At 66.4% G+C, this 20,378-nt stretch carries 20 protein-coding genes and 1 pseudogene; 11 read left to right on the forward strand and 10 right to left on the reverse strand.

All coding sequences use genetic code 11. From position 1 onward, the window contains the following. Positions 1 to 80: 80 nt before the first annotated feature. From ACJH5R_RS17600 to ACJH5R_RS17610, 3 genes are read left to right on the forward strand one after another with little or no spacing between them, the layout of a single operon-like run. On the forward strand, positions 81 to 542 hold the full coding sequence (locus ACJH5R_RS17600) for a hypothetical protein (RefSeq protein ID WP_406756905.1): 462 nt from the start codon (positions 81 to 83) through the stop codon (positions 540 to 542). Continuing rightward, positions 539 to 982, forward strand: coding sequence for an MmpS family transport accessory protein (locus ACJH5R_RS17605; RefSeq protein WP_406756618.1), 444 nt, complete (start codon positions 539 to 541; stop codon positions 980 to 982). The genes ACJH5R_RS17600 and ACJH5R_RS17605 overlap by 4 nt, the downstream gene beginning before the upstream one ends. Then, a complete protein-coding gene (locus ACJH5R_RS17610; RefSeq protein WP_406756619.1) occupies positions 979 to 3,819 on the forward strand; it encodes an RND family transporter in 2,841 nt (946 codons plus the stop codon). The genes ACJH5R_RS17605 and ACJH5R_RS17610 overlap by 4 nt, the downstream gene beginning before the upstream one ends. Here ACJH5R_RS17610 and ACJH5R_RS17615 read toward each other — a convergent pair. Together ACJH5R_RS17615 and ACJH5R_RS17620 are read right to left on the reverse strand one after the other, a co-directional pair. Beyond that, on the reverse strand, positions 3,816 to 4,955 hold the full coding sequence (locus tag ACJH5R_RS17615) for an epoxide hydrolase family protein (RefSeq protein WP_406756620.1): 1,140 nt from the start codon (positions 4,953 to 4,955) through the stop codon (positions 3,816 to 3,818). The genes ACJH5R_RS17610 and ACJH5R_RS17615 overlap by 4 nt on opposite strands. After that, on the reverse strand, positions 4,942 to 5,544 hold the full coding sequence (locus ACJH5R_RS17620) for a TetR/AcrR family transcriptional regulator (RefSeq protein ID WP_406756621.1): 603 nt from the start codon (positions 5,542 to 5,544) through the stop codon (positions 4,942 to 4,944). Before ACJH5R_RS17620 ends, ACJH5R_RS17615 begins: the two co-directional genes overlap by 14 nt. Before the next feature lie 81 nt (positions 5,545 to 5,625). Between ACJH5R_RS17620 and ACJH5R_RS17625 the strand changes: the two are divergent. The 3 genes and pseudogenes from ACJH5R_RS17625 to ACJH5R_RS17635 all read left to right on the forward strand — a co-directional run bounded on the left by ACJH5R_RS17625 (position 5,626) and on the right by ACJH5R_RS17635 (position 8,873). After that, a pseudogene (locus ACJH5R_RS17625) lies at positions 5,626 to 7,388 on the forward strand (N-acyl-D-amino-acid deacylase family protein). A gap of 36 nt (positions 7,389 to 7,424) precedes the next feature. Beyond that, entirely contained in the window at positions 7,425 to 7,928 is a 504-nt protein-coding gene (locus ACJH5R_RS17630) for an SRPBCC family protein (protein ID WP_406756906.1), read from the forward strand. Continuing rightward, entirely contained in the window at positions 7,929 to 8,873 is a 945-nt protein-coding gene (locus ACJH5R_RS17635) for an oxidoreductase (RefSeq protein WP_406756623.1), read from the forward strand. Here the strand turns inward: ACJH5R_RS17635 and ACJH5R_RS17640 are convergent. From ACJH5R_RS17640 to ACJH5R_RS17655, 4 genes are all read right to left on the reverse strand, one after another. Continuing rightward, complete coding sequence (locus ACJH5R_RS17640) at positions 8,842 to 9,462, reverse strand: TetR/AcrR family transcriptional regulator (protein WP_406756624.1); 621 nt, start codon at positions 9,460 to 9,462, stop codon at positions 8,842 to 8,844. The genes ACJH5R_RS17635 and ACJH5R_RS17640 overlap by 32 nt on opposite strands. 132 nt (positions 9,463 to 9,594) lie before the next feature. After that, the gene (locus tag ACJH5R_RS17645) at positions 9,595 to 10,107 is read right to left on the reverse strand and encodes a YkgB family protein (protein ID WP_406756625.1); all 513 of its coding nucleotides are present in this window, start codon (positions 10,105 to 10,107) and stop codon (positions 9,595 to 9,597) included. A gap of 44 nt (positions 10,108 to 10,151) precedes the next feature. After that, complete coding sequence (locus ACJH5R_RS17650) at positions 10,152 to 10,799, reverse strand: nitroreductase family protein (protein WP_406756626.1); 648 nt, start codon at positions 10,797 to 10,799, stop codon at positions 10,152 to 10,154. Positions 10,800 to 10,833: 34 nt separating this feature from the next. Then, positions 10,834 to 11,382 (reverse strand): carboxymuconolactone decarboxylase family protein, encoded by a 549-nt coding sequence (locus ACJH5R_RS17655; protein ID WP_406756627.1) that lies wholly within the window; start codon positions 11,380 to 11,382, stop codon positions 10,834 to 10,836. Between the two features lie 139 nt (positions 11,383 to 11,521). Here ACJH5R_RS17655 and ACJH5R_RS17660 point away from each other — a divergent pair, with 139 nt between their 5' ends. The 3 genes from ACJH5R_RS17660 (at position 11,522) to ACJH5R_RS17670 (ending at position 14,418) form a co-directional block, all read left to right on the forward strand. Beyond that, on the forward strand, positions 11,522 to 12,145 hold the full coding sequence (locus tag ACJH5R_RS17660) for a TetR/AcrR family transcriptional regulator (protein ID WP_406756628.1): 624 nt from the start codon (positions 11,522 to 11,524) through the stop codon (positions 12,143 to 12,145). 66 nt (positions 12,146 to 12,211) lie between these two features. Beyond that, positions 12,212 to 12,874, forward strand: a complete 663-nt coding sequence (locus tag ACJH5R_RS17665; protein WP_406756629.1) for a DsbA family protein — start codon at positions 12,212 to 12,214, stop codon at positions 12,872 to 12,874. Between the two features lie 86 nt (positions 12,875 to 12,960). Further along, positions 12,961 to 14,418 (forward strand): aldehyde dehydrogenase family protein, encoded by a 1,458-nt coding sequence (locus tag ACJH5R_RS17670; RefSeq protein WP_406756630.1) that lies wholly within the window; start codon positions 12,961 to 12,963, stop codon positions 14,416 to 14,418. Positions 14,419 to 14,421: 3 nt separating this feature from the next. Here the strand turns inward: ACJH5R_RS17670 and ACJH5R_RS17675 are convergent, their stop codons facing one another. Beyond that, positions 14,422 to 16,470, reverse strand: a complete 2,049-nt coding sequence (locus ACJH5R_RS17675) for an MMPL family transporter (protein ID WP_406756631.1) — start codon at positions 16,468 to 16,470, stop codon at positions 14,422 to 14,424. Between the two features lie 68 nt (positions 16,471 to 16,538). Between ACJH5R_RS17675 and ACJH5R_RS17680 the strand changes: the two genes are divergently transcribed. Together ACJH5R_RS17680 and ACJH5R_RS17685 are read left to right on the forward strand one after the other, a co-directional pair. Then, positions 16,539 to 17,159: a hypothetical protein gene (locus tag ACJH5R_RS17680; protein WP_406756632.1), complete on the forward strand. Its 621-nt coding sequence runs from the start codon at positions 16,539 to 16,541 to the stop codon at positions 17,157 to 17,159. A gap of 101 nt (positions 17,160 to 17,260) precedes the next feature. Continuing rightward, positions 17,261 to 17,887 carry a hypothetical protein gene (locus ACJH5R_RS17685; protein ID WP_406756633.1) on the forward strand — a complete coding sequence of 209 codons (627 nt, stop codon included), beginning with the start codon at positions 17,261 to 17,263 and terminating at the stop codon, positions 17,885 to 17,887. 2 nt (positions 17,888 to 17,889) lie between these two features. Here ACJH5R_RS17685 and ACJH5R_RS17690 read toward each other — a convergent pair whose 3' ends face one another. From ACJH5R_RS17690 to ACJH5R_RS17700, 3 genes are read right to left on the reverse strand one after another with little or no spacing between them, the layout of a single operon-like run. After that, positions 17,890 to 18,561, reverse strand: coding sequence for a maleylpyruvate isomerase family mycothiol-dependent enzyme (locus ACJH5R_RS17690; RefSeq protein WP_406756634.1), 672 nt, complete (start codon positions 18,559 to 18,561; stop codon positions 17,890 to 17,892). Then, a complete protein-coding gene (locus tag ACJH5R_RS17695) occupies positions 18,554 to 18,994 on the reverse strand; it encodes an SgcJ/EcaC family oxidoreductase (RefSeq protein WP_406782497.1) in 441 nt (146 codons plus the stop codon). Before ACJH5R_RS17695 ends, ACJH5R_RS17690 begins: the two co-directional genes overlap by 8 nt. Next, complete coding sequence (locus tag ACJH5R_RS17700; protein ID WP_406756636.1) at positions 18,991 to 20,340, reverse strand: FAD-dependent oxidoreductase; 1,350 nt, start codon at positions 20,338 to 20,340, stop codon at positions 18,991 to 18,993. The genes ACJH5R_RS17695 and ACJH5R_RS17700 overlap by 4 nt, the downstream gene beginning before the upstream one ends. Between the last annotated feature and the right edge of the window lie 38 nt (positions 20,341 to 20,378).

Genomic DNA, 20,378 nt, shown 5'->3' on the forward strand with positions numbered 1-20,378 from the left:
GTTTAGCATCCCTAATCAGCTGTCCAGGCCCACCCGGGCGCTGGCTGTTGCAAGCGACGGATTGGGGGCTGGCGTCGGCGATGAACTGGAATATGTTCGGCACGAACTGGCACCTGTTCGGCGATCTGGCGGCCATCGTCTTCGTCGCGCTGTTGGCCTTCGCCACCGGCTTGTACTTCTACATCCGGCAACTGCGCAGTCGGCCTGCGCTGCCGATCAGTGAAGGAATCGGCGCCCGCAGAACGGTGCTGGCCAAACTCCGCAAGCGTCAACCCATGTCACCGGACGAGCTGGAGTTCGCGACGCGAGCCGTCACCGACCTGCGTACGCCGCTGGCCTTCTGCATCCCCGCGGCCACGTTCTCACTGGGCTGTCTTTATGTGCTGGGCAGTCTGGAACAACTCCATGGCGCCACCCCGTCGGAACGAACGTTCATCGGGGTGATCCCGATGCTCGGGTCGTTGAACATGACGGCCCAGATCGTGCGGATCAGGAAGCTCAAGAAGCTGCTTCCGGCGGCGTCGAAAGGGGAAGCCGAGTGAGTCCGCGGTCGCCGCGCAGGTCGATGCTGGCGCGCACCTGGATGCCGCTGGTTGCCGTGATCGCGCTGAGCTTGGGCGGGCTGTCGATGTGGAAGGTTCACCAGCTGTCCGCTCCGGGGCCGGTGCTGACCGTCAATCCGCCCCAGGCTCCCGAACAGTTCAACCCGAAGAAGCTCACCTATGAGGTGTTCGGCTCCGCCGGCGACGGCGCCTTGCTCTCTTACCTCGATATCAACTCCCATCCCCACACCGTCGAGTTGGACGCCCTGCCCTGGACCCATGTTGAGACGACGATGCTGACCGTGGTGTCGGGCAGCATCTCGGTGCAGGTGCGCGGCGACTTCGTGGGCTGCCGGATCCTGGTCGACGACGTGATCCGCGACGAGCACACCAACACCCATGCGAATGCAGACATCACCTGCCGGGTGAAGTCCGCATGAGCCAGCATTCCGGCAAACGGCCCCTCGTCGCGCGCACGGTCCGCCTGCTGGCGATACCGCTCATCGTCTGCTGGGGCCTGCTGGCCATGACCACGAATACGTTTGTGCCACAGGTGGAAAAGGTCGCCGAGGAACTCGCCGGCCCGATGGTGCCGACCTATGCGCCCTCGCAGGCCGCCATGCTCGCGATCGGCGAGAAGTTCGAAGAGTCCACCTCGACCAGCATGACCATGCTGGTGCTGGAGGCCGACCGCCCGCTGGGCGCCGCGGACCACCGCTACTACGACGAGCTGGTGCGCACGCTTCGGGCCGACACCGAACACGTCCAGTACGTCATGGACACCTGGGGCAAACCGATCACCGCCGCCGGCGCCCAGAGCCTCGACGGCAGGGCCGCCTACGTGCTGCTGCGCCTGGCCGGCGACATCGGCCAGATGCAGGCCAATGATTCTGTTGCCGCCGTGCGCCACACCGTCGCCACCTCCGACCCGCCCGCGGGGCTCAAGGTCTACGTCAGCGGCGCAGCACCCCTGGCCGCCGACACCGTGGCGACGGCGAATTCGAGCCTGAACAACATCACGATCGCCACGATCTTCCTGATCATCTTCATGTTGCTGTTGGTCTACCGCTCTTTCATCACCATGCTGGTGCCGCTGTTCGGGGTGCTGATCCTGATGCTGGCCGCCAAGGGGGTCATCGCGACCCTCGGGCACTTCGGCTACATCCAGCTGTCGTCGTTCGCGGTGAACATGGTCGTCTCCCTGACGCTGGGCGCCGGGACGGACTACGGCATCTTCTTGATGGGCCGCTATCACGAGGCACGACTGAACGGCGAAAGCCGAGAAGAGGCGTACTACACCGCCTACCGTGGTGTTTCGCACGTCATCGTCGGCTCCGGTCTGACGATCGCCGGTGCGGCCTTCTGCCTGAGCTTCGCGCGGCTGAACTACTTCAACACCATGGGGCCGGCGGTCGCGATCAGTATGGTGCTGACCGTCGTGGGCGCCTTGACGCTCGGCCCGGCCATCTTGAGCGTCGGAAGTCTGTTCGGGCTGTTCGACCCGAAACAAACCGTCAAGGCGCGGCTGTATCGCCGGATTGCCACCAGCGTGGTGCGCTGGCCCAAGCCGATCCTGACCGCCAGTGCCGCGCTGGTGGCGGCCGGGGCGGTGTTCGTGCCGACGTATCAGGTCAGCTTCGACGACCGTACCTATCAACCGCGCAACTCCGCCGCCAATCTGGGCTTCGCCGCCGCCGACCGGCACTTCGCCAAGAGCAAGCTGTTCTCCGAGATGCTGATGGTCGAGTCAGATCACGACATGCGCAACTCGGCGGACTTCATCTCGCTGGACCGGGTGGCCAAGGCCCTGATCCGCCTGCCCGGTGTCGCGATGGTGCAGAGCATCACCCGGCCGATGGGCCGCGCACTCGAGCACGCCTCGCTGCCGTATCTGTTCACCGTGCAGGGCAGCGCCAACGGCCAGCAGCTGCCGTTCACCCGGGAACAGAACGCCAACACCGAGAAGCAAGCACAGATCATGGGGCACACAGTCGAGGTACTGCAGACCACGATCGCGTTGACCCAGAAGCTGGCCGATGAAATGCACTCCACGGTGCTGACCATGGAGGAGATGCAGTCCCTCACCGAACAGATGGACGAGGAGCTATCCAATCTGGACGACTTCATGAGGCCGATCCGCAGCTACTTCTATTGGGAGCCGCACTGTTACGACATCCCGGTGTGCTGGGCGTTCCGGTCGCTGTGGGACATGATGGACAGCGTCGACAAGCTCGCGGAGAACATCAAGGATGCGGTGACGTCGCTGGAGGTCGTCGACTCGCTGTTGCCGCAGATGGTGGCGCAACTGAACATCATGGCCGACGATCAGATCGCTCTGCGGTCTCTGATCGTGAACACCTACGGCCCCAGCAGTATTCAGGCCGAGAACACCGACCAGACGTTCGACGACATGATCAACGTCGGGAATGACTTCGACGCCTCGCGCAGCGACGACTTCTTCTACATACCCCGGCCGGCCTTCGACAACGAGGACATCAAGACCGGCATGCAGCTGATGATGTCTCCGGACGGCAAGGCCGCCAGATTCATCGTCACCCACGAGGGCAACGCCATGGGGCCCGAGGGCATCGAGCATGTCGAGAAGTTCCCCGACGCCATCAAGATCGCGCTGAAGGAGACCTCGCTGGCCGGCGCGAAGATCTATATCGGCGGCTCGGGCTCGAACAACAAAGACATTCAGCAGTACTCACGATCGGATCTGCTGATCGCCGCGATCGCAGCTTTCGTATTGATCTTCCTGATCATGCTGGTCATCACCCGAAGTCTGGTGGCGGCGTTGGTGATTCCCGGCACCGTGGCATTCTCCTACGCCGGCGCGTTCGGGCTGTCGGTATTGATCTGGCAGCACCTGATCGGGCTGCATCTGCACTGGCTGATCCTGCCGCTGACCTTCATCATCTTGGTGGCCGTCGGATCGGACTACAACCTGCTGCTGATCGCGCGCCTCAAAGAGGAACTTCCGGCCGGGTTGAACACCGGCCTGATCCGAGCGCTGGGCAGCACCGGCGGGGTGGTGACTTCAGCCGGCCTGGTGTTCGCCTTCACCATGCTGGCCATGCTCGCCAGCGATCTGCGCACCATCGGTCAGGTCGGCTCCACGGTGTGCATCGGTCTGCTGCTCGACACCCTGATCGTGCGGTCGTTCATCGTGCCGTCCCTGGTGCGGATCTACGGGCCGTGGTTCTGGTGGCCGACGATCGTGCGTCAACGGCCGCTGCGGCGTCGGCCGACTGCCACGCCGGCTGGCCGGCCTTAGAACACCGCTTGCTGCAGCAGCACGTCGGCGAAGGCCGCCAGGTCAGCGGCGAAGATCGCGGGCTGTTCGAAGGCGGCGAAGTGCCCGCCGCGGTCTGCGACGCTGTAGTGAACGAGGTTGTAGCGGTTGGCGGTCCACGCCCGCGGCGTCTGCAGCAGCTCAAACGGGTAGACCGCGTAGCCGGTCGGCACGGCGACGCGTCCCTGCCACGAGCTGAGCGCGCCGTTGCCGGCGCGGGCGGACTCGCAGTACAACCGAGCTGACGACGTCCCGGTCACCGTCAGCCAGTAGAACATCAGGTTGTCGATGAGCCGATCGGTGCTGATCGGCATGCCCTCTCGAATGTCGCACCAGGCGTGGAACTTCTCCAGAATCCAGCCGGCCAGGCCCATCGGTGAATCGTCGAGGCCGAAGCCCAGCGAATGGGGGCGAGTGGCCTGCTGATTCAGGTATGCGGTGCCGTCGGCGGTGCGCTGTACCGAGTCGATGATCGCCGCCTGCTCGGCCGGTGTCACCGCGGCCATCAGTTCGGGGTTGTCGTGATCGGGCGGAGCGAAGCACATGTTGGTGTGGATGGCCGCGACGCGGCCCGCGTAGTGCTCGCCGAGGTGGCGGGTGACCAGCGCCCCCCAGTCGCCGCCCTGGGCGACATAACGGTGATAGTCCAGCTGTCCCATCACGTCGTCTGCGGCCGCCGCCACGGCCGCGACGTCGACACCCGTCCGACGGGTGGGCCCGGAGAACCCGTACCCGGGCATCGAGATGACCACGACGTGGAATCGCTTCCGTAGCAGCGGCACTGCGTCGAGGAACTCCACAATCGAGCCGGGCCAGCCGTGGGTGATCAGCAGGGGGATGGCGCCGGGCTCGGATGACCGGACGTGCAGGAAGTGCACGCGCTGCCCGGCGGCCTCGGTGACGAACGAGCCGAGCGCGTTGACCTCGGACTCGACGCGTCGCCAATCGTAGTTGTGCAGCCAGTGTTCCACCACGGACCGGAGAAAACTTTGGTCGGTGCCGTAATCCCAGCCCGCGCCATCGATCTCCGCCGGCCAGCGCGAGTTGGCGAGCCGGCGGCGCAGGTCATCCAGCTCGGCATCGGGGACACGCAGCGGGAAGGGTTCAGGGTGAGTCACGGTGGCCTCCGGTCAGTCCGTCGATGATGTGGTCGCTGACGAAGCGGCGCACGGCGCGGGGATTGTCGAGGTTTACCCGCATGGGCGGGAGCAGCTCGAAGCTGAACAGCATCCGCACGATCCATTCGCCGGCACGGCCCGCGTCGAGGGTGTCGTCGACTTCGCCTCGGCGTTGCGCGGCGCGGACCAGCGGCATCCACAGCGCCACGGAGCGGTGCATCAGGTCGTCGCCGCCGTGTTCGAGCAGCAGGACCAGCACGCTCTGGTTGATGGTGCGCGGCTCGGCCGCCGATCTGCGGCGATGCGCGGAAATCAGTACCGCTGCGGCCGCCACCTGCTCGGCGAGGGTGTCCAGCTCGTTGACCTCGGCGGCCATGGTCTCGATGAACGCCGCAGACAGGTGGTCGAGTGCCGCGGCGATGGCGTGATCGCGGGTTCCAAAGGCGTTGTGCACGGTGCCGCGTGACACGCCCGCCGTTTCGGCGACCGCGGTGAGGCTGAAGCGCCGGGGACCGAGATGGCGCAGGGTCTCGGTGGCGGCCAGGAGCAACGGCGGGGGGAGCGGTTTCGACGATTTCTCACCGGGCACTTGCACACATTATCGAGATGTGTACAAATTGATCAACATCGTTCTTGGGTGCGCCCGACACCACTATCGAAGGAGACGGCTGTGTACGACCTCACGATCACCGGTGGCACCGTCGTCGACGGGACGGGCGCCGATCGCTATCTCGCCGACGTCGGCGTCCGGGACGGACGGATCGTGGCCGTGCAGCGTCGCACCGGAGCCGATGATCCGGGGCTGACGGGTGCAGCGGCCGAAACGATCGATGCCACCGGCAAGGTCGTCGCACCCGGGTTCGTCGACATCCACACGCACTACGACGGGCAGGTCAGCTGGGACAGTCTGCTGGAGCCCTCCAGTGGTCACGGTGTGACCACGGTGGTGACCGGCAACTGCGGGTCGGCTTCGCCCCGGTTCGGCCGGGCCGCGAGGAGTGGCTGATCAAACTGATGGAGGGCGTCGAAGACATCCCCGGCACCGCCCTGACCGAAGGCATTACCTGGGGGTGGGAGAGCTACCCCGAGTACCTCGACAAACTCGAGAGCCAGAGTCTCGCCGTCGACGTAGGCAGCCAGGTCGCGCATGGCGCGATCCGTGCCTACGCCATGGGCGATCGCGGCGCCCGCAACGAGCCGGCCACCCCGGATGACATCGCGGCAATGAGCCGGCTGGTGCAGGAAGCCATTGAGGCTGGGGCGCTGGGATTCTCGACGTCACGCACACTGGCGCACCGGGCCATGGACGGCGAGCCGGTACCGGGCACGTTCGCCGCCGAAGACGAACTGTTCGGACTGGGCCGGGCCATGGCGGCCGGCGGACAGGCGGTCTTCGAGCTGGCGCCGCAGGGGGCGGCCGGTGAAGACATCGTTGCGCCCAAGAAAGAGCTCGAATGGATGCAGCGCCTGGGCGCCGAGATCGACCGGCCGGTGTCGTTCGCATTGATTCAGGTCGATGCCGACCCGAACCTGTGGCGCGAACAGCTGGACATCTCCGCGGCTGCCCATCAGGCCGGCAGCGCGCTCTATCCGCAGATCGCCGCGCGACCGTTCGGCATGCTGCTGGGCTTCCCCGGGCATCACGCGTTCACCCATCGGCCGACCTACCGCCGGCTCAAGGCCGAGTGCAGCCGCGCCGAGCTCGCGCAGCGGCTTGCCGAACCGGCGGTCAAGGCGGCGATCCTGTCCGAAGACGATCTGCCGGTGGACCCGTCTGTGCAGTTCGACGCGATGTTCGCGCTGGTCCAGCATTCCCTGCACCGCATCTACGACCTGGGTGACCCACCGGACTACGAGCCGACCCCGGACCGTGCGGTCGCGGCGATCGCCGCGGCGCGCGGCGACGATCCGCTGGCAACGCTCTATGATCTGATGTTGGAGGCCGACGCCGGCGCCATGCTGATGCTGCCGTTCTTCAACTACGCCGACGGCAACCATGACGCGATCCGCGAGATGCTCACCCACCCTGCCGGCGTGCTGGGACTCTCCGACGGCGGCGCGCACTGCGGAATGATCTGCGACGCCTCCTATCCCACCTACCTGCTGACGCATTGGGCGCGCGATCGGCACCGTGGTGACAAGCTGCCACTGGAGTATGTGGTGCGCAAACAGTGCCGCGACACCGCGCAGCTGTTCGGCCTGGGCGATCGCGGGGTCATCGAGGTAGGCAAGAAGGCGGACATCAACGTGATCGACATGGATGCGCTGACCCTGCTCCCGGCTCGGATGGCTTATGACCTGCCGGCCGGCGGGCGCCGCCTGCTGCAGGGGGCGAGCGGGTATGTTGCGACGATCGTCAGCGGTACCGTCACCCGGCGCGACGGAGTCGACACCGGCGCGCGGCCGGGGCGTCTGGTGCGCGGAGCGCGCTAGTCGGCCATCACCGAAAGGAATCAGCAGTTGTCTCGGATGCACCCGTGTGAGCAGGTCGGCCTCGATTTCCTCGAGCGCGCGCCGCAGCGGTTTCGCAACAGTGTCGACCTGGCCGTCACGCCCGAGGAGATCTGGGAGGTGCTGGCCGACGCCGAAGCTTGGCCGCATTGGGCCAGTGTCATCACCAACGTCACCTGGACCAGCCCCGAGCCGCACGGCGTCGGCACCACCCGCGTCGTCGACATGCGGGGCGGCATCGTCGGCGATGAGGAGTTCCTGGCCTGGGAGCCGGCACGGCACATGGCATTTCGCTTCAACGCAAGCTCGACGTCGGCGCTGGCGGTGTTTGTCGAGGATTACGTCATCGAGCCCACCCCGGCGGGGTGCCGGCTCACCTGGACCCTGGCCAATCGGTTGACCGGCCCGGCAGGGTGGTTCTCGCCGATCAGCGGGCCGCTGATGAATCTGGGCTTTCGCCGCTTCCTGGCCAACCTGCGCCGCTACACCGACCAGCGTTTCGCGACCGCGGGCCGCGGGTAGATGAGCGCATCCGGATGGTCACCGGAGCAGGGTGCTCCGCAGGCCGGCCGGGTAGCCGTCGTGACCGGCGCGAACACCGGAGTCGGCCTCGAAGTCGCGCGGGGACTGGCGATCCTGGGCGCCACGGTCGTGCTGGCCTGCCGCAATACCGACGCCGCTGCCGCGGCCCGGCAAGACATTCTCCGGTCGGCTCCGGCTGCACGCGTCGACGTGGTTCGTCTGGACGTCAGTGACCTGGCATCGGTGCGGGCTTGCGCGGACGAGCTGCGGGCCGGCTATCCGGTGATCGACATCCTGGTCAACAACGCCGGTGTCATGCACCAGACCCGGAAGTTGACGGTTGATGGCTTCGAGGGGGATTTCGGCACGAACTTCCTTGGGCCGTTTGCGCTCACGGGGCTGCTACTGGATCGGATACTCGCCTCCCGGGCGGGACGGATCATCGCGGTGAGCAGCAAGACCCACCGCAGTGGCCGGATCGCGTTCGACGATCTGCAGTTGACGACGTCGTTCACTCCGGCGAGGGCCTACACCCAGTCCAAGCTTGCCCAGTTGATGGCCACCTACGAACTGCAGCGCCGGCTGGAATCGGTCGGCAGCCCGGCGATCGCGTTGGCGGCACACCCCGGTGGCACCCGCACCTCAATCCTGCGCGAGCAGTCCAGGGCGGTGCGCTGGGTGTTCAACAGCCGGTCTCGCTATGTGACGGGGTGGTTCACCCAGGGTCCTGCGGAGGGGGCCCTGCCGATGTTGCGGGCAGCGACCGACCCGGCCGCCACCGGCGGTCAGTTCTACGGCCCGGGCGGGCGTTTCGAGCAGATCGGCCCGCCGGTGTTGGTGCGAGCCGCCGGACGAGCCGGTGACGCCGACGCCCAGCGGCGGCTGTGGACCGTCGCCGAAGCGCTCACCGGCGTCACGTACTCGCTGACGCGCGATCCGGCGTAGCGCTGCGCGCCGCACTCACCGCCGGGGCGATCCACCGACGCAGCAGGCGCCGTAGTTCCTCGCCCGGCGCCGGCGGCGGCGCCAGGATGAACGACTGCAGCGTGCGCAGCACCATCTCGATGATGTCGTCGATGCCCTGATCGTCGAAGCCGGTCCAGTCGACGTCGAGACGTTCGAGCAGGGAGTGCCCGAAGCTCCGGCCGGTGTCGGTGGTGACGGTCACGGCAAAGGCGCTGGCCTGTTGGGTGCGCAGCAGCAGACCGAGATAGGGGTCGACCGGGAGGCGTTCCAGGGTGAGTGCGACGCCCTCGGCGACCGCTTCGCCGGGATCGGTCATTCCGGCCAGGGCTTCGGCCAGCTGGTCCAGAAAGGCGCCGGCACCGTCGGCGGCGGTTGCCGTCAGCAGCTCCTCGGTGCTGGGGAAATAGCGGTAGACCGTCTGCCGGGTGACGCCCAGCGTGCGTGCGACGTCGGCGATGCTGGTCTGCTCGCCGCGTTCGTCGATGGTCTGGCGGGTGGCTTGCAGAATCCGTGCCACCGCCTCTTCGTCGCTGGCGGGCACATTCCCGCTCCAACCGCGGGTGCGCATCAGAACCTCCGTGTCAGGGTACGACGCCGATTCATAGCCGGAACGGTAATCGATCCGCCTGCCGCACAATCGCCATGGACCGAGCGAGCTTGCGGCAGGCGGATCGATTCGCTCCCGACCTCCTTGGTCATCTCATCTGTTCGTCGAGGCTGCGCGACGAGCGATTGCCTCCATGGTGTCGGCCAGCGTCAGAATCGACACTGCCAGCAGCGCAACGTCTTTGACCAGAAACTGGCCGGTCATCGACAACAGGGGGAATCCGCCGGCGGACACTTCCGCTACGCCCGGCGTCGTCACCATGAATGACAGGGTGCTGAGGAAAAGCGTGATAGCCGACACGCTTCCCAGTAGCGACATTTTCGGATACCACGGTTTTACCGCCAGCAGCAACGCGGTGATCAGCTCTACGACACCAAGAACCGACGAGAACGTCTCCACGCTGAAAATGCCGTAGAACCAACCCATAAACGGGCTGTTGGCTACCAGGGGCGCGATGTTGTGCGCTTCGTAGGAGTGGAACTTGAGAACGCCGATCCACCCGATCACGAGCGCCAAACCGTAACGGGCAATGTTGTTTCCCGCAGCTCGTACCACTGGCGTTGCATTGAGGGCTGACGTGACATACGTGTTGGATTCGATGGACATGGTGGAGGCCTTTCGTTGGTTTTTCGGATGATGAGTGGGGGTCTTCAGAAGAAGGTGAAGAGCTGTTCGGCCTCGATGCGTGAAATCGGATTGCCGTACGCCTTCGCGGGGTCGGGGTAGCCCAGGGCCAGCAGCACCGTTGTCGTGTATCCGGTTTCGCGGATCTTGAAGGCCTTGTCGACGCTGGCGGGATCGAATCCCTCGAGCGGCGTGGCATCGAACCCGAGCTCGGCGGCGGCCATCATGGTCATGCCGAGGGCCAGATAGGTCTGCTTCTCCATCCAGTGGCCGAGATCCCGGTAACCGTTGGCGCGTAGGTGCAGGAAGTCGCGGGCCATGGATTCCCAATGCGCCTGCTTTGCCGGGTCCGGGAACCGCCCGTCGGCCTTCTCTTTTCCGAACACCTGCTCGAGGTGGCTGTCTGGCAGGTCCGTCCGGGTGGTGAAGATGATGGTGTGCGACGCATTGAGTATCTTGTCGCCGTTGTCCTGGAAGCGTTCACCGAGATTGTTCGCGAGCCGCGCTTTGCCTTCCGGCGTTGCGAGCACGTAGAAGCGGCTAGCTTGCACGTTCACCGACGAGGGCGTCGAGCGCAGGAATCTGAGCAGCTGTTGCAGGGAGTCCGCGGGGATGGTTCTGCTGGAGTCAAAGGCTCTCGTGAGGTGCTTGCTCATCAGTGCGTCGAGGTTCATGTCAGTTCGCTTTCTCTGCAATGGGTTATGGGTTTCAACGAGGGGTGGCGGCCGGACTGGTCGACGGAATGTCGACCGCGGTCTGGTTGACGTTGTTGATGTAGTTGGTCAACAGGGCCTGCACGGAGACCGTGACGATCGCCAAGATCTGCGGGTCGCTGTACCCGGCGCCTCGCACCGCTGCGAGTTCGGCGTCGCTGACCTTGCCGCGGGTCTCGATCAACCGCGCCGCGAAGCGAGCGACGGCAGCGCGTTTGGGGTCGGTCGAGCTTCCTGCTCGAGCCAGCTCGATGTCGTCGCCAGACATCCCGCCGAGCTCGGACGAGACATACGAATGAATCGCCAGGCAGTAGTCGCATCCGTTTGCCTCGGACACCGCGAGCGCAATGGTGTGGCGCGTCTTCGCGTCCAGAACTCGACTCAAGGCGGTTTGCAGCGTCATGACGACGTCGAGGACGGTCGGATTCGACGCGAGCATCGCGAACATTCCAGGGACGAAGCCGAACTGATTTCCGACGTTGTCCAGGACGGTCTGTGCTCCAGCGGGCAGCACTTCGGGAGCGGGAGTGGTCAGACGTGACATGGCGGATCAACCTCCAGTAGGTGGGAGTGAGCCCCGGCGGTCGGGACGCGGTATCAAATTTTGGGCTAGTTAGCCCACTTCTGGAGTAGACAGGATTCGGAAGTGGGCTGTCAAGCCCAATTCCGGTATTGTTTGGCGCATGAAGGTCTCAGCAGCTGCCGCGGAGCCCCGGAAGCTCACCGAAAAAGGGCAGGCGACGCGGGCGCGGATCCTCGAGCACGCCGCCGGGCTCATCTACGCCCATGGCGTCGCCGCCACGAACAATGAGCAACTCCGTCGCGTCGCCGGTGTCAGCGGGTCGCAGCTCAACCACTATTTCCCGACCAAGGAAAGCCTCGTCCTGGCGGTGATCGAGTGGCAGGCCGAACGCATTCTGGCGGCCTATCGGGCGGAACGATTCGCCGGCTTCGACACCTTCGAAGCGCTTCGGGACTGGGCGGATTCCTACGTCAATGACGAGAGCGCCTATCGGGACGGCTGCACCCTCGGCTCCCTCGCCAGTGAGATCATCAAGACCGACCTCGACGTGCACGATGCGCTCGCTGGGGCCTTCGACCAGTGGCGCGACATCTTTCGCGATGGAATCCAGCGCATGCAGGACCTCGGTCGGATCGGCGCCGAGGCGGACCCTACGCAACTGGCCGATCTGCTGCTGTCGGCATTTCAGGGCGGGATGCTGCTTACCCAGGTCAAACGGGACGTCAGTCCGTTGAAGAACGCGCTACATGCGGCAATCGACCACGTGCAGACCTTCGCCAAATAGCCGATTGGGCTTGACAGCCCAGAAGTCCCAGGCGTCTAATCGGGAAATGGGCCGAGCAGCCCAAAAATGCTCGATCCCCACAATCAAGGAGGCGCTGTGACCGATACTGCGACCGCAGCAGCGAGCAAAGACCGCGCGGACTTCTGGTTCGACCCGCTCTGCCCCTGGTGCTGGATCACCTCTCGCTGGATCCTCGAGGTGGCGAAGGTGCGCGACATCGAATGCCGGTTCCATGTCATGAGCCTTGCGGTGCTGAACGAGGGTCGAGAGGGCCTCCCTCGGCGGTACGTGGAACTGCTGACCCGGGGCTGGGGGCCGGTGCGGGTGTTGATGGCCGCCGCGCGGCGGCACGGCGATGCGATCCTGTTACCGCTGTACACCGCGATGGGCACTCGGATTCACAACGAAGGCCGTACGGATATGGCCGCGATTGTTGTGGAGGCGCTGACCGAAGCGGGTGCCGACGTCGATCTCGCGGACGCGGCGAAGTCCACCGACTACGACGCGGCGTTGCGCACAAGCCACCACGCGGGCATGGACAAGGTGGGTCCCGACGTCGGAACCCCGACCATCCACGTCAACGGGGTCGCCTTCTTCGGTCCGGTGCTCGCACGCATTCCACGTGGCGAGGACGCCGGGCGGGTGTGGGACGGCGTCGTCGCACTCGCGTCCTATCCGCATTTCTTCGAACTCAAGCGGACCCGCGACGAGGATCCCGAATTCGACTGAGCGCGCAACGCCCGCTGTTGACCATGCCGTGTCTCGAATGCTAAGCAGGTGCACAGCACCTGCCGTCGCGACCAAAGGACCCGTCAATGACAGTGCAGTCGGTAATCGATGATCTTGCGAAGCGGCCCGGTACCGGTGAAGTCATCCCGGTGATCGACCCGGCCACCGAAGAGCTGATCACCGAGTTCCGTGACGCGGGCCCCGAAGCGGTCGACGACGCCGTCGCCCGCGCCAAGGCGACCTATCGATCCGGCGCGTGGACCGACCTCCCGGCGCGGCAGCGGGCCAAGGTGCTGTGGCGGCTCGCTGATCTGATCGATGAGCACGCAGCGCAGTTCGCCGAGCTGGAGTCCCTGGATGCCGGCATGCCCCCGGCCCAGGCCGAGATGATCGTGTCCACCTGCGCGGAGTTCTACCGGTATTACGCGGGCTGGTGTACGAAGCTCAACGGCAGCAGCTACCAGGTGCAGATGGAGGGCGGAGTCAACAGCACCTACGCCAACATGCACGCCTACACCGTGAAGGAACCCTACGGCGTGGTGGGCCTCATCTATCCGTGGAACGGACCGCTGTTCAACGCCTGCGCCAAGGTGGCCCCGGCATTGGCGGCAGGCTGCAGCAGCGTCGTCAAGCCGGCGGAGGAGACGCCGCTGTCGGCGGTGCTGTTGGAACGGCTGATCGCGCAGGCCGGGGTCCCCGACGGCGTCACCAACTTCGTCATCGGCTACGGCGCTACCGCCGGCGCGGCGATCACCAGCCACCCCGATGTGGAGAAGGTCGCCTTCACCGGCTCGACGGAGGTCGGCAAGGAGATCATGCGCAACTCCGCGGACAACCTGAAGAAGGTGACGCTGGAGCTGGGCGGCAAGTCCCCGGTGCTGATCTACGAAGACGCCGACCTGGACATGGCGATCATGATGGCCGCGATGGGCATCTTCGTGCACTCCGGTCAGGGCTGTGTCTGCGGCTCCCGGATCTTCGTGCAGCGCAGCGTCTACGAGCGCGTCGTCGCGGGCATCGCGATGATCGGGGAGAACCTGGTCCTGGGAGGCCCCAAGGACGAGGGCGCCATGATCAGCCCGCTCGTCAGCGCCAAGCAGCTCGAGCGCGTCATGGGCTACATCGATCAGGGCCGCAAGGACGGTGTCGAGGTGGTGTCCGGCGGTTACCGGGTGGATCGCAAGGGCTACTTCGTGAAGCCGACCGTCCTGACCAATGTCGACCCGGCCACCAGCCGGCTGTACCGGGAAGAGATCTTCGGACCGGTCGTCACCATCTTGCCGTTCGACGACGACGACGAAGCCGTGGCGATGGCCAACGACACCAGCTACGGTCTGGCGGCCACGGCGTGGACCACCAACCTGGCTCGCGCGCACAACCTGGGCAAGCGCCTGCAGGCCGGTACCGTGACGTTGAACTGCCAGCTGGTCTTCGACCACAACGTGCCGTTCGGCGGCTACAAGCAGTCCGGTATGGGCCACGAGTTCGGCTACGAGGGCATCGACGGCTACCTGAAGACCAAGTCGATCTGGGCGGCACTGTAGAGGTCAGCGTGGCGGATTGGGCCACCAGACCCGATCGCCGATCAGTGAGAACAGCGCCGGGATCACCAGGGTGCGAACGACGAACGTGTCCAACAGGATTCCCAAGCCCACGATGATGCCCAGCTGGGTCAGCACGATCAACGGCAGCACCCCGAGCACGCAGAACACCGCTGCCAGCACGATGCCGGCACTGGTGATGACTCCGCCGGTGGCTGTAACCGCGCGCACCATGCCGTCGCGGGTGCCGTGTGCGGGCGTCTCTTCGCGAGCGCGGGTCACCAGGAAGATGGTGTAGTCCACGCCCAGCGCGACCAGGAACAGGAACGCGAACAGGGGAGTGCTGTTGTCCAGCGCGGGAAATCCGAACAGGTGCAGGCTGGCCCAGCAACCCAGCCCCAGCGCGGCGACTGCGCTGAGCACCGTCGCTGCCACCAGGACAGGCGGGGCCAACACCGACCGAAGCAGCACGAACAGCACGGTGAGCACCACCAGCAGGATCAGCGGGATCAGCACCTCGCGGTCGCGCGTGGCTCCGTCGCGCACATCGAGGGCCTGCGCGTCGGCGCCACCGACCAACGCCCGCGCATCTACCGCGCTGACCGAATCACGAAGTCCGGCAATGGTTGCGAAAGCGGCGTCCGTGGCCGGGGCGGCGTCGAGCACCACCGACCACATGGTTCGTCCGGTCTCGGACACCCCCGTCGGGACCGCCGAGTTCACGCCGGGGACCGCGGTGATCGCCTGCTTGAGTTGCCGGGCCCGGGCACTGGAGCCGATCACGACGGTCGGACTCGCGGCGCCGTCGGGAAAGTGCGCTGCCAGGGTGTCGAAGCCGATCACCGAGTCGGCCTGTAACCGGAACTGCTCCGTCTGCGACAACCCGATTCCGGTACCGAGCAGTCCGGCGGCCGACGTCGCCAGGACGGCGACCGCCGCTGTGCACACCACGGCCGGGCGACGTGAGACGGCTTCGGCCACGCGATGCCACGGGCCGGCCGGCGTCCCGGCGTCGTCGGTGGGGTGGGGAATGAACGGCCAGAACACCTTCCGGCCGAACAACGCCAGCAACGCAGGCAAGACAGACAATACGAACACGGCGGCCACGACCAGCCCGCAGCTGGCGCAGATCCCGAGACTGCGGGTGCTCGGGGTGACCGCCAAGATCAACGTCAGCAGGGCCAGCACCACGGTGGCGTTGCTGGCCAGGATCGCCGGGGCGGCGGCGGCCACCCCACGCCGCAGGGCGGCGCGATGCCTGGGCTCGGTCCGCAGTTCTTCGCGGTAGCGCGAAATCAGCAGCAGCGCATAGTTGGTGCCGGCGCCGAAGACCAGGACGCTGGTGATGCCGGAGGTGGAGCCGTCAAAGGTGACCCCCGCCGCACGCGCGACATCAGATCCCACCACGGTGGCCACCCGGTCGGCGAACGCGATCACCATCAGCGGTACCAGCCACAGCACCGGCGAGCGGTAGGTGACGATCAACAGCAGCGCGACCACCAGCGCGGTGACCGCCAACAACGTGACGTTGGCGCCGGTGAAGGCATCGGCGATGTCGGCACCGAACGCCGGCCCGCCGGTGATGTGGTTCGACAGTGTCGCTGGCGAGCCGTCATTGGCGGCCGCGCGCAGGGCTTTGACCGCATCGGTGAGCGCGAAACCGGACAACTCCGAATTCAGCGGCACCGTTGCCAGGGCAGCCAGCTGGTCGGTGGACAGCAGGACCGGTGGTGCCGGCCCGGACAGCACGTCGGGCACCTGCGTCATACGGTCGCGAGCCGCATTCACCGCCGCGAGGTCGCCCGTCGTCAGCGGCGCACCGTCGGTGCGGGTGGCGACCAGCAGGGCGGTCGCCTGCTCCCCGCCGGCGAAGGTGGACAGTGCGGCGGCGGCGCGGGCTGATTCGGCGCCTGCCGGCAGTGACTCGGGAGATTGGGTCGCGCCGGCGTTGTCGTTGCTGAGCACCATCAGCGCGACGGCGATCAGGAGCGGGACCAGCGCAACGAGCCAAGAACGGCGGCCGGTGACGGTGGCGGACAATCGCTCCCAGACCATTCGGCGAGCATGGCACCGAATTATTGGGTGTACAACCGAAACCGGCTGCGGTCGGTACTGTTGATGCGGTGAGCGACCCGACGACGACAGCGATCTCGCGACGCATCTTCATCCGCGGGGCTGTGTGGTCGGCCCCGGCGCTTGGTATCACGCTCGCCGCCCCGCGCGTGCTGGCAGTGCCACCCGGCTCGCAGGATTGCGGCGACCCGAATGAGGTGATCGAGAACTGCGTGGTGCAGCTGCCCGAAGAGTTCACCTCGACGAGTTTCAGCACCACCGCCGTGGTCGGAGGGACGAACTACTCCATCCTGTTCAGCACCAATATCCGGTCGGGGCCGCTGGTGCCTCCAGCCGCCACCGGATACCGCATCAACAGCATCGGTCTGGCCGGCACCAAGCGCGACGGGGTGCCGTTCTCGATCACTCCGCACATCGGGGAGCGCGGTCCGCGGGTACTGGGCGCGCGGTCGGCGTCCTCGCTGGGTTTCGTCATCGACGCGCCGTGGACGGCTGGACAGCTGGTTCGCAATTTCGCGTACACCTTTGACGTGGTGTACCTCAACGGGCTGACCGAGATTCAGACCTGCTCGTACGTGACCGCGATGACGCTGGCCGAGAACGGAATGATCGTCGGCGGTGTCGGGTCGGTGGCGTTCTCCCCGCCGCGGTTGACCTCCTGCGGCGGGTGAGGTCAGCCAGGCCGGGATCGGCTGATTTCGGTGACGGATTCGCCTGAACCGCAACTTTGGTCGAACAACCGAATGCGCTCCGATCACCTACGGTGAGACTCGTGACCGGCAGTGCTCAGACGGCGTTCTCGCGCCGCAACTTCCTGCGCGGTGCCGCCTGGTCGGTGCCGCTGGTCGGTGCCGCGTTCGCGGGCCCGCGTGCGCTGGCCGCGCCGACGGGATCGTCCGGGTGTGGGGAGCCGAACGAGCTGATCGGGAACTGCGTTGCAGAGCTGCCGGAGGAATTCACCTGGACCAGCTTCTCCACCACCAGGGCGATCGGCGGCGGAACAAGCTACGCAATCCAATTCACCACCAGGATCAGCCCCGGACCGCCGGTGCCGGCGGAAGCCACCGGCTACCGCATCGACAGCCTCAGCGTCGCCGGTACCAAACCCGACGGCTCCGCGTTCTCGGTGGTGCCGTCGATCGGGGAGACCGGTGCGCGGGCAATTTGGATCCGGACGATCGACTCATCGCTCGGTTTCGTGCTGGATGTGCCCTGGGATGCCAAGCAGTTGGTCCGCACGTTCGCCTACACCTACAACGTGGTCTACCTGAATTTATCCACCGAGATTCAAACCTGTACCTACGTGACCACGATGCAACTCGCCAACAACGGAGCCGTCGACGGCGGGGTCGGATCGGTGGCCTTCTCCCCGCCGCGGTTGACCTCCTGCGGCGGGTGAGGTCAGCAGACCGGGACCGGCTGATCGTCGTCGCGGTGGCCGAAAACTCCGAAGCTGTCGACCAGCTGCGCCGACGGTTCGGGGGACCACTCCCACCCGGCGATCTGACTGCGCGAGCGCCTGCTGAACAGTCCGCGCATCAGCTCATAACCGTCGGCCCGTAATTCGGTAACGGATTCGCCTGAACCGCAACGCCATTCCTGACCAAGCTCGTCCATGATCACCAGGGTGGCGGTGTCACGCAGTCGCCGACCGGGCAAGTTCCCCAGGACGTCCAGGAACGGCTGCCAGTGTTCACGGTCGATCCGGGGCAGGCTCAACGCCTCGCGCAGGTCGCCCTCATGGCAGATCGCGTCCGCGGCGAGGTTGGGCCCGGCGAACCGCTCGGGCAGACCCGCCTCGGCTGCCGGGGACGCGTGCTCCCACTCGTCGAGCAGCTCGTCGACCGGGCGGTCGCGACGTTCGGCGACGTGCCGTGCGGTCCAGGACTCGCCCGGTGCCCCGTCGAGTCGCTGCGCCAGGACGTCTGCGGCGCCGCCGGTCAGGTGGGCCAACACGTCGTGTACCGACCAGCCGGGTGTCGCGGGAACCGCGAGGCGTAGCTGGTCAGCGGAGAGTCCGGCGGCCAGGGTGCTGATCCTGCCGCGTGCGGCCCGGTAGATGGCGTCAAGCATGGGAGCCTCCTGTGTCGCGGCGTCGGGAAACCAGTGTGTGCATAAGTCTTTGGGCCAGGCGTCGGTGGGTGGTGTTCTGCGAGGAGGCCAACCGCCAGCCATCGCCGGTCCGGACCGCGACGCTGGTGTTGATCCGCACACGGCCCGGTGCCTTCTTGGTGACCGCGGCGTGGCAGTGGATCAGCGCCACGTCCGGTGTCACAAACCGCAGCCCGCGGACTTCGAGTTCCAAGCGCGACCCTCGCAGCAGCTTGGCGAACAGTGGGACGTACGCCGTGGCGATCGCCTCCCGACCTTGGTGGCGGGCACCCAGGAAGGTCACGTAGTCCGCGTCGGGGGTGAAGACGGCCGCATACGCCGCCGGATCACCTGAGTTCCAGCCGGCGACCTGATCGGCGAGCAGCTCCCGGATGGCGGCCTCGTCGTCCGTCATGAAGCGAATCCCGTGCCCCGCAGATTGGCCCGCAGGATCCGGGCCAGCAGGACCGGATCACGCAGACGCGATGGGGAATCCACCAGATTGCGCACCCGCAGGAACCGCTCGGTGACAGCGATGTCGCGCGATGCGGCGGTCCCCACCGCGTCGGTGAACCATCCGCCGAGCCGGCGGCGGATCGGGTGCGGGCGGTCCTGGGCAGCGGGACGATCCTGGGCCGCGTTCGCTGCCCAGATCGGTGCGATCTGGGCAGCCGCCGCGCGGAAGAAGCGCTGCGACAGTTCCGGACCGCCGTCCCGGAGACAGTCGCGCAGCGCCAGCGCCTGCAGTGCTGCCACGGTCATACCTTGCCCGTGCAGCGGGTTGAGTCGGCAGAGCCCGTCGCCGACCACCACGAGTCCTTCGGGGAAGCGCTGCATCTGGTGGTAGCGGTGCCACAGTGCGCCGGTGTCGTGCGAGACCGCGATGTCACCCGCCGGTGTGGCAGCTCGCAAGCCGGCCATGATGGATTCCGGAAGAAGCTGCTTGGCCGCGGTCCGCATGGCGGTGAAATTCCTTGGGGGAGAGCCATAGTCACCGTGGCGGGCAATGGACAGCATCCACGTGTCGTGCTCGTAGGCCACCAGCAGCAGACCGGGATAGGCGCGCCCGGAGTTGACGAAGACCATCCGGTCCTCGAGCCGTCCGGGTGGGATGCGCAGCAGCTGGCTGGAGTAGGCCCACGCGGGGCGTAGGCGGTGGTCCGGTACGCAGCCGAAGCCCTGTCCGGCCAGGAACTCCGGAGTCCGCGAGGCCCGCCCGGTCGCGTCGATGACGAGGTCGGCGTGCAGCACCTGGGTGAGCTTGTTGTCCCGATTCGTCACTCGCACGCCGCGGACGACCCCTCGATCGTGCACCGGTTCGATCGCGTCGTGGCCGTCGAGGAACGCGACGTTGGTGAGCTTGTCGACGCGTTGGCGCACGTGGAACTCCATGAACGGCCGGCTCGCACTGTAGATCGCCAGGGCCCGGGGATCGGAGAGTGTGCCCGTGCGGTTCAACTCATGACGGCCGATGCGCGCATACCGCCCAGACAGGTCGCAGTTGTCGATCACCACCGCGCCGGCGGTGGCGAGCTCGTCGAGGATCCCCGGAAACAACTCGCCGAGGATGCCGGTGCCGCGGGTGAGGAAGCTGTGCAGATGCCGCCCCTGCGGTACCCCCTTGCGCTGAGCGGGGTGATCGGGGAGCCGATCGCGGTCCACGACCGTGACGGAGGCGTAGGACTCCGAGGCCACCCGCGCTGCCAGCAGGCCGGCCATCCCGGCTCCCAGCACGACCGCTGACCTATCCGAACTGACCATCGCAAGCCCCTCTCCATGACGCAAGGGACCCACGATAC

This window comes from Mycobacterium sp. SMC-19, assembly GCF_045310815.1.
Taxonomy (GTDB): Bacteria; Actinomycetota; Actinomycetes; order Mycobacteriales; family Mycobacteriaceae; genus Mycobacterium.

Bases quoted from the DNA above. Each gene is read 5' to 3' on its own strand.
- ACJH5R_RS17600 (WP_406756905.1), top strand. From the start codon at position 81: ATGAACTGGAATATGTTCGGCACGAACTGGCACCTGTTCGGCGATCTG.
- ACJH5R_RS17610 (WP_406756619.1), top strand. From the start codon at position 979: ATGAGCCAGCATTCCGGCAAACGGCCCCTCGTCGCGCGCACGGTCCGC.
- ACJH5R_RS17630 (WP_406756906.1), top strand. From the start codon at position 7,425: ATGCACCCGTGTGAGCAGGTCGGCCTCGATTTCCTCGAGCGCGCGCCG.
- ACJH5R_RS17635 (WP_406756623.1), top strand. From the start codon at position 7,929: ATGAGCGCATCCGGATGGTCACCGGAGCAGGGTGCTCCGCAGGCCGGC.
- ACJH5R_RS17640 (WP_406756624.1), bottom strand. From the start codon at position 9,462: ATGCGCACCCGCGGTTGGAGCGGGAATGTGCCCGCCAGCGACGAAGAG.
- ACJH5R_RS17645 (WP_406756625.1), bottom strand. From the start codon at position 10,107: ATGTCCATCGAATCCAACACGTATGTCACGTCAGCCCTCAATGCAACG.
- ACJH5R_RS17650 (WP_406756626.1), bottom strand. From the start codon at position 10,799: ATGAACCTCGACGCACTGATGAGCAAGCACCTCACGAGAGCCTTTGAC.
- ACJH5R_RS17655 (WP_406756627.1), bottom strand. From the start codon at position 11,382: ATGTCACGTCTGACCACTCCCGCTCCCGAAGTGCTGCCCGCTGGAGCA.
- ACJH5R_RS17660 (WP_406756628.1), top strand. From the start codon at position 11,522: ATGAAGGTCTCAGCAGCTGCCGCGGAGCCCCGGAAGCTCACCGAAAAA.
- ACJH5R_RS17665 (WP_406756629.1), top strand. From the start codon at position 12,212: ATGCTCGATCCCCACAATCAAGGAGGCGCTGTGACCGATACTGCGACC.
- ACJH5R_RS17670 (WP_406756630.1), top strand. From the start codon at position 12,961: ATGACAGTGCAGTCGGTAATCGATGATCTTGCGAAGCGGCCCGGTACC.
- ACJH5R_RS17675 (WP_406756631.1), bottom strand. From the start codon at position 16,470: ATGGTCTGGGAGCGATTGTCCGCCACCGTCACCGGCCGCCGTTCTTGG.
- ACJH5R_RS17690 (WP_406756634.1), bottom strand. From the start codon at position 18,561: ATGCTTGACGCCATCTACCGGGCCGCACGCGGCAGGATCAGCACCCTG.
- ACJH5R_RS17695 (WP_406782497.1), bottom strand. From the start codon at position 18,994: ATGACGGACGACGAGGCCGCCATCCGGGAGCTGCTCGCCGATCAGGTC.
- ACJH5R_RS17700 (WP_406756636.1), bottom strand. From the start codon at position 20,340: ATGGTCAGTTCGGATAGGTCAGCGGTCGTGCTGGGAGCCGGGATGGCC.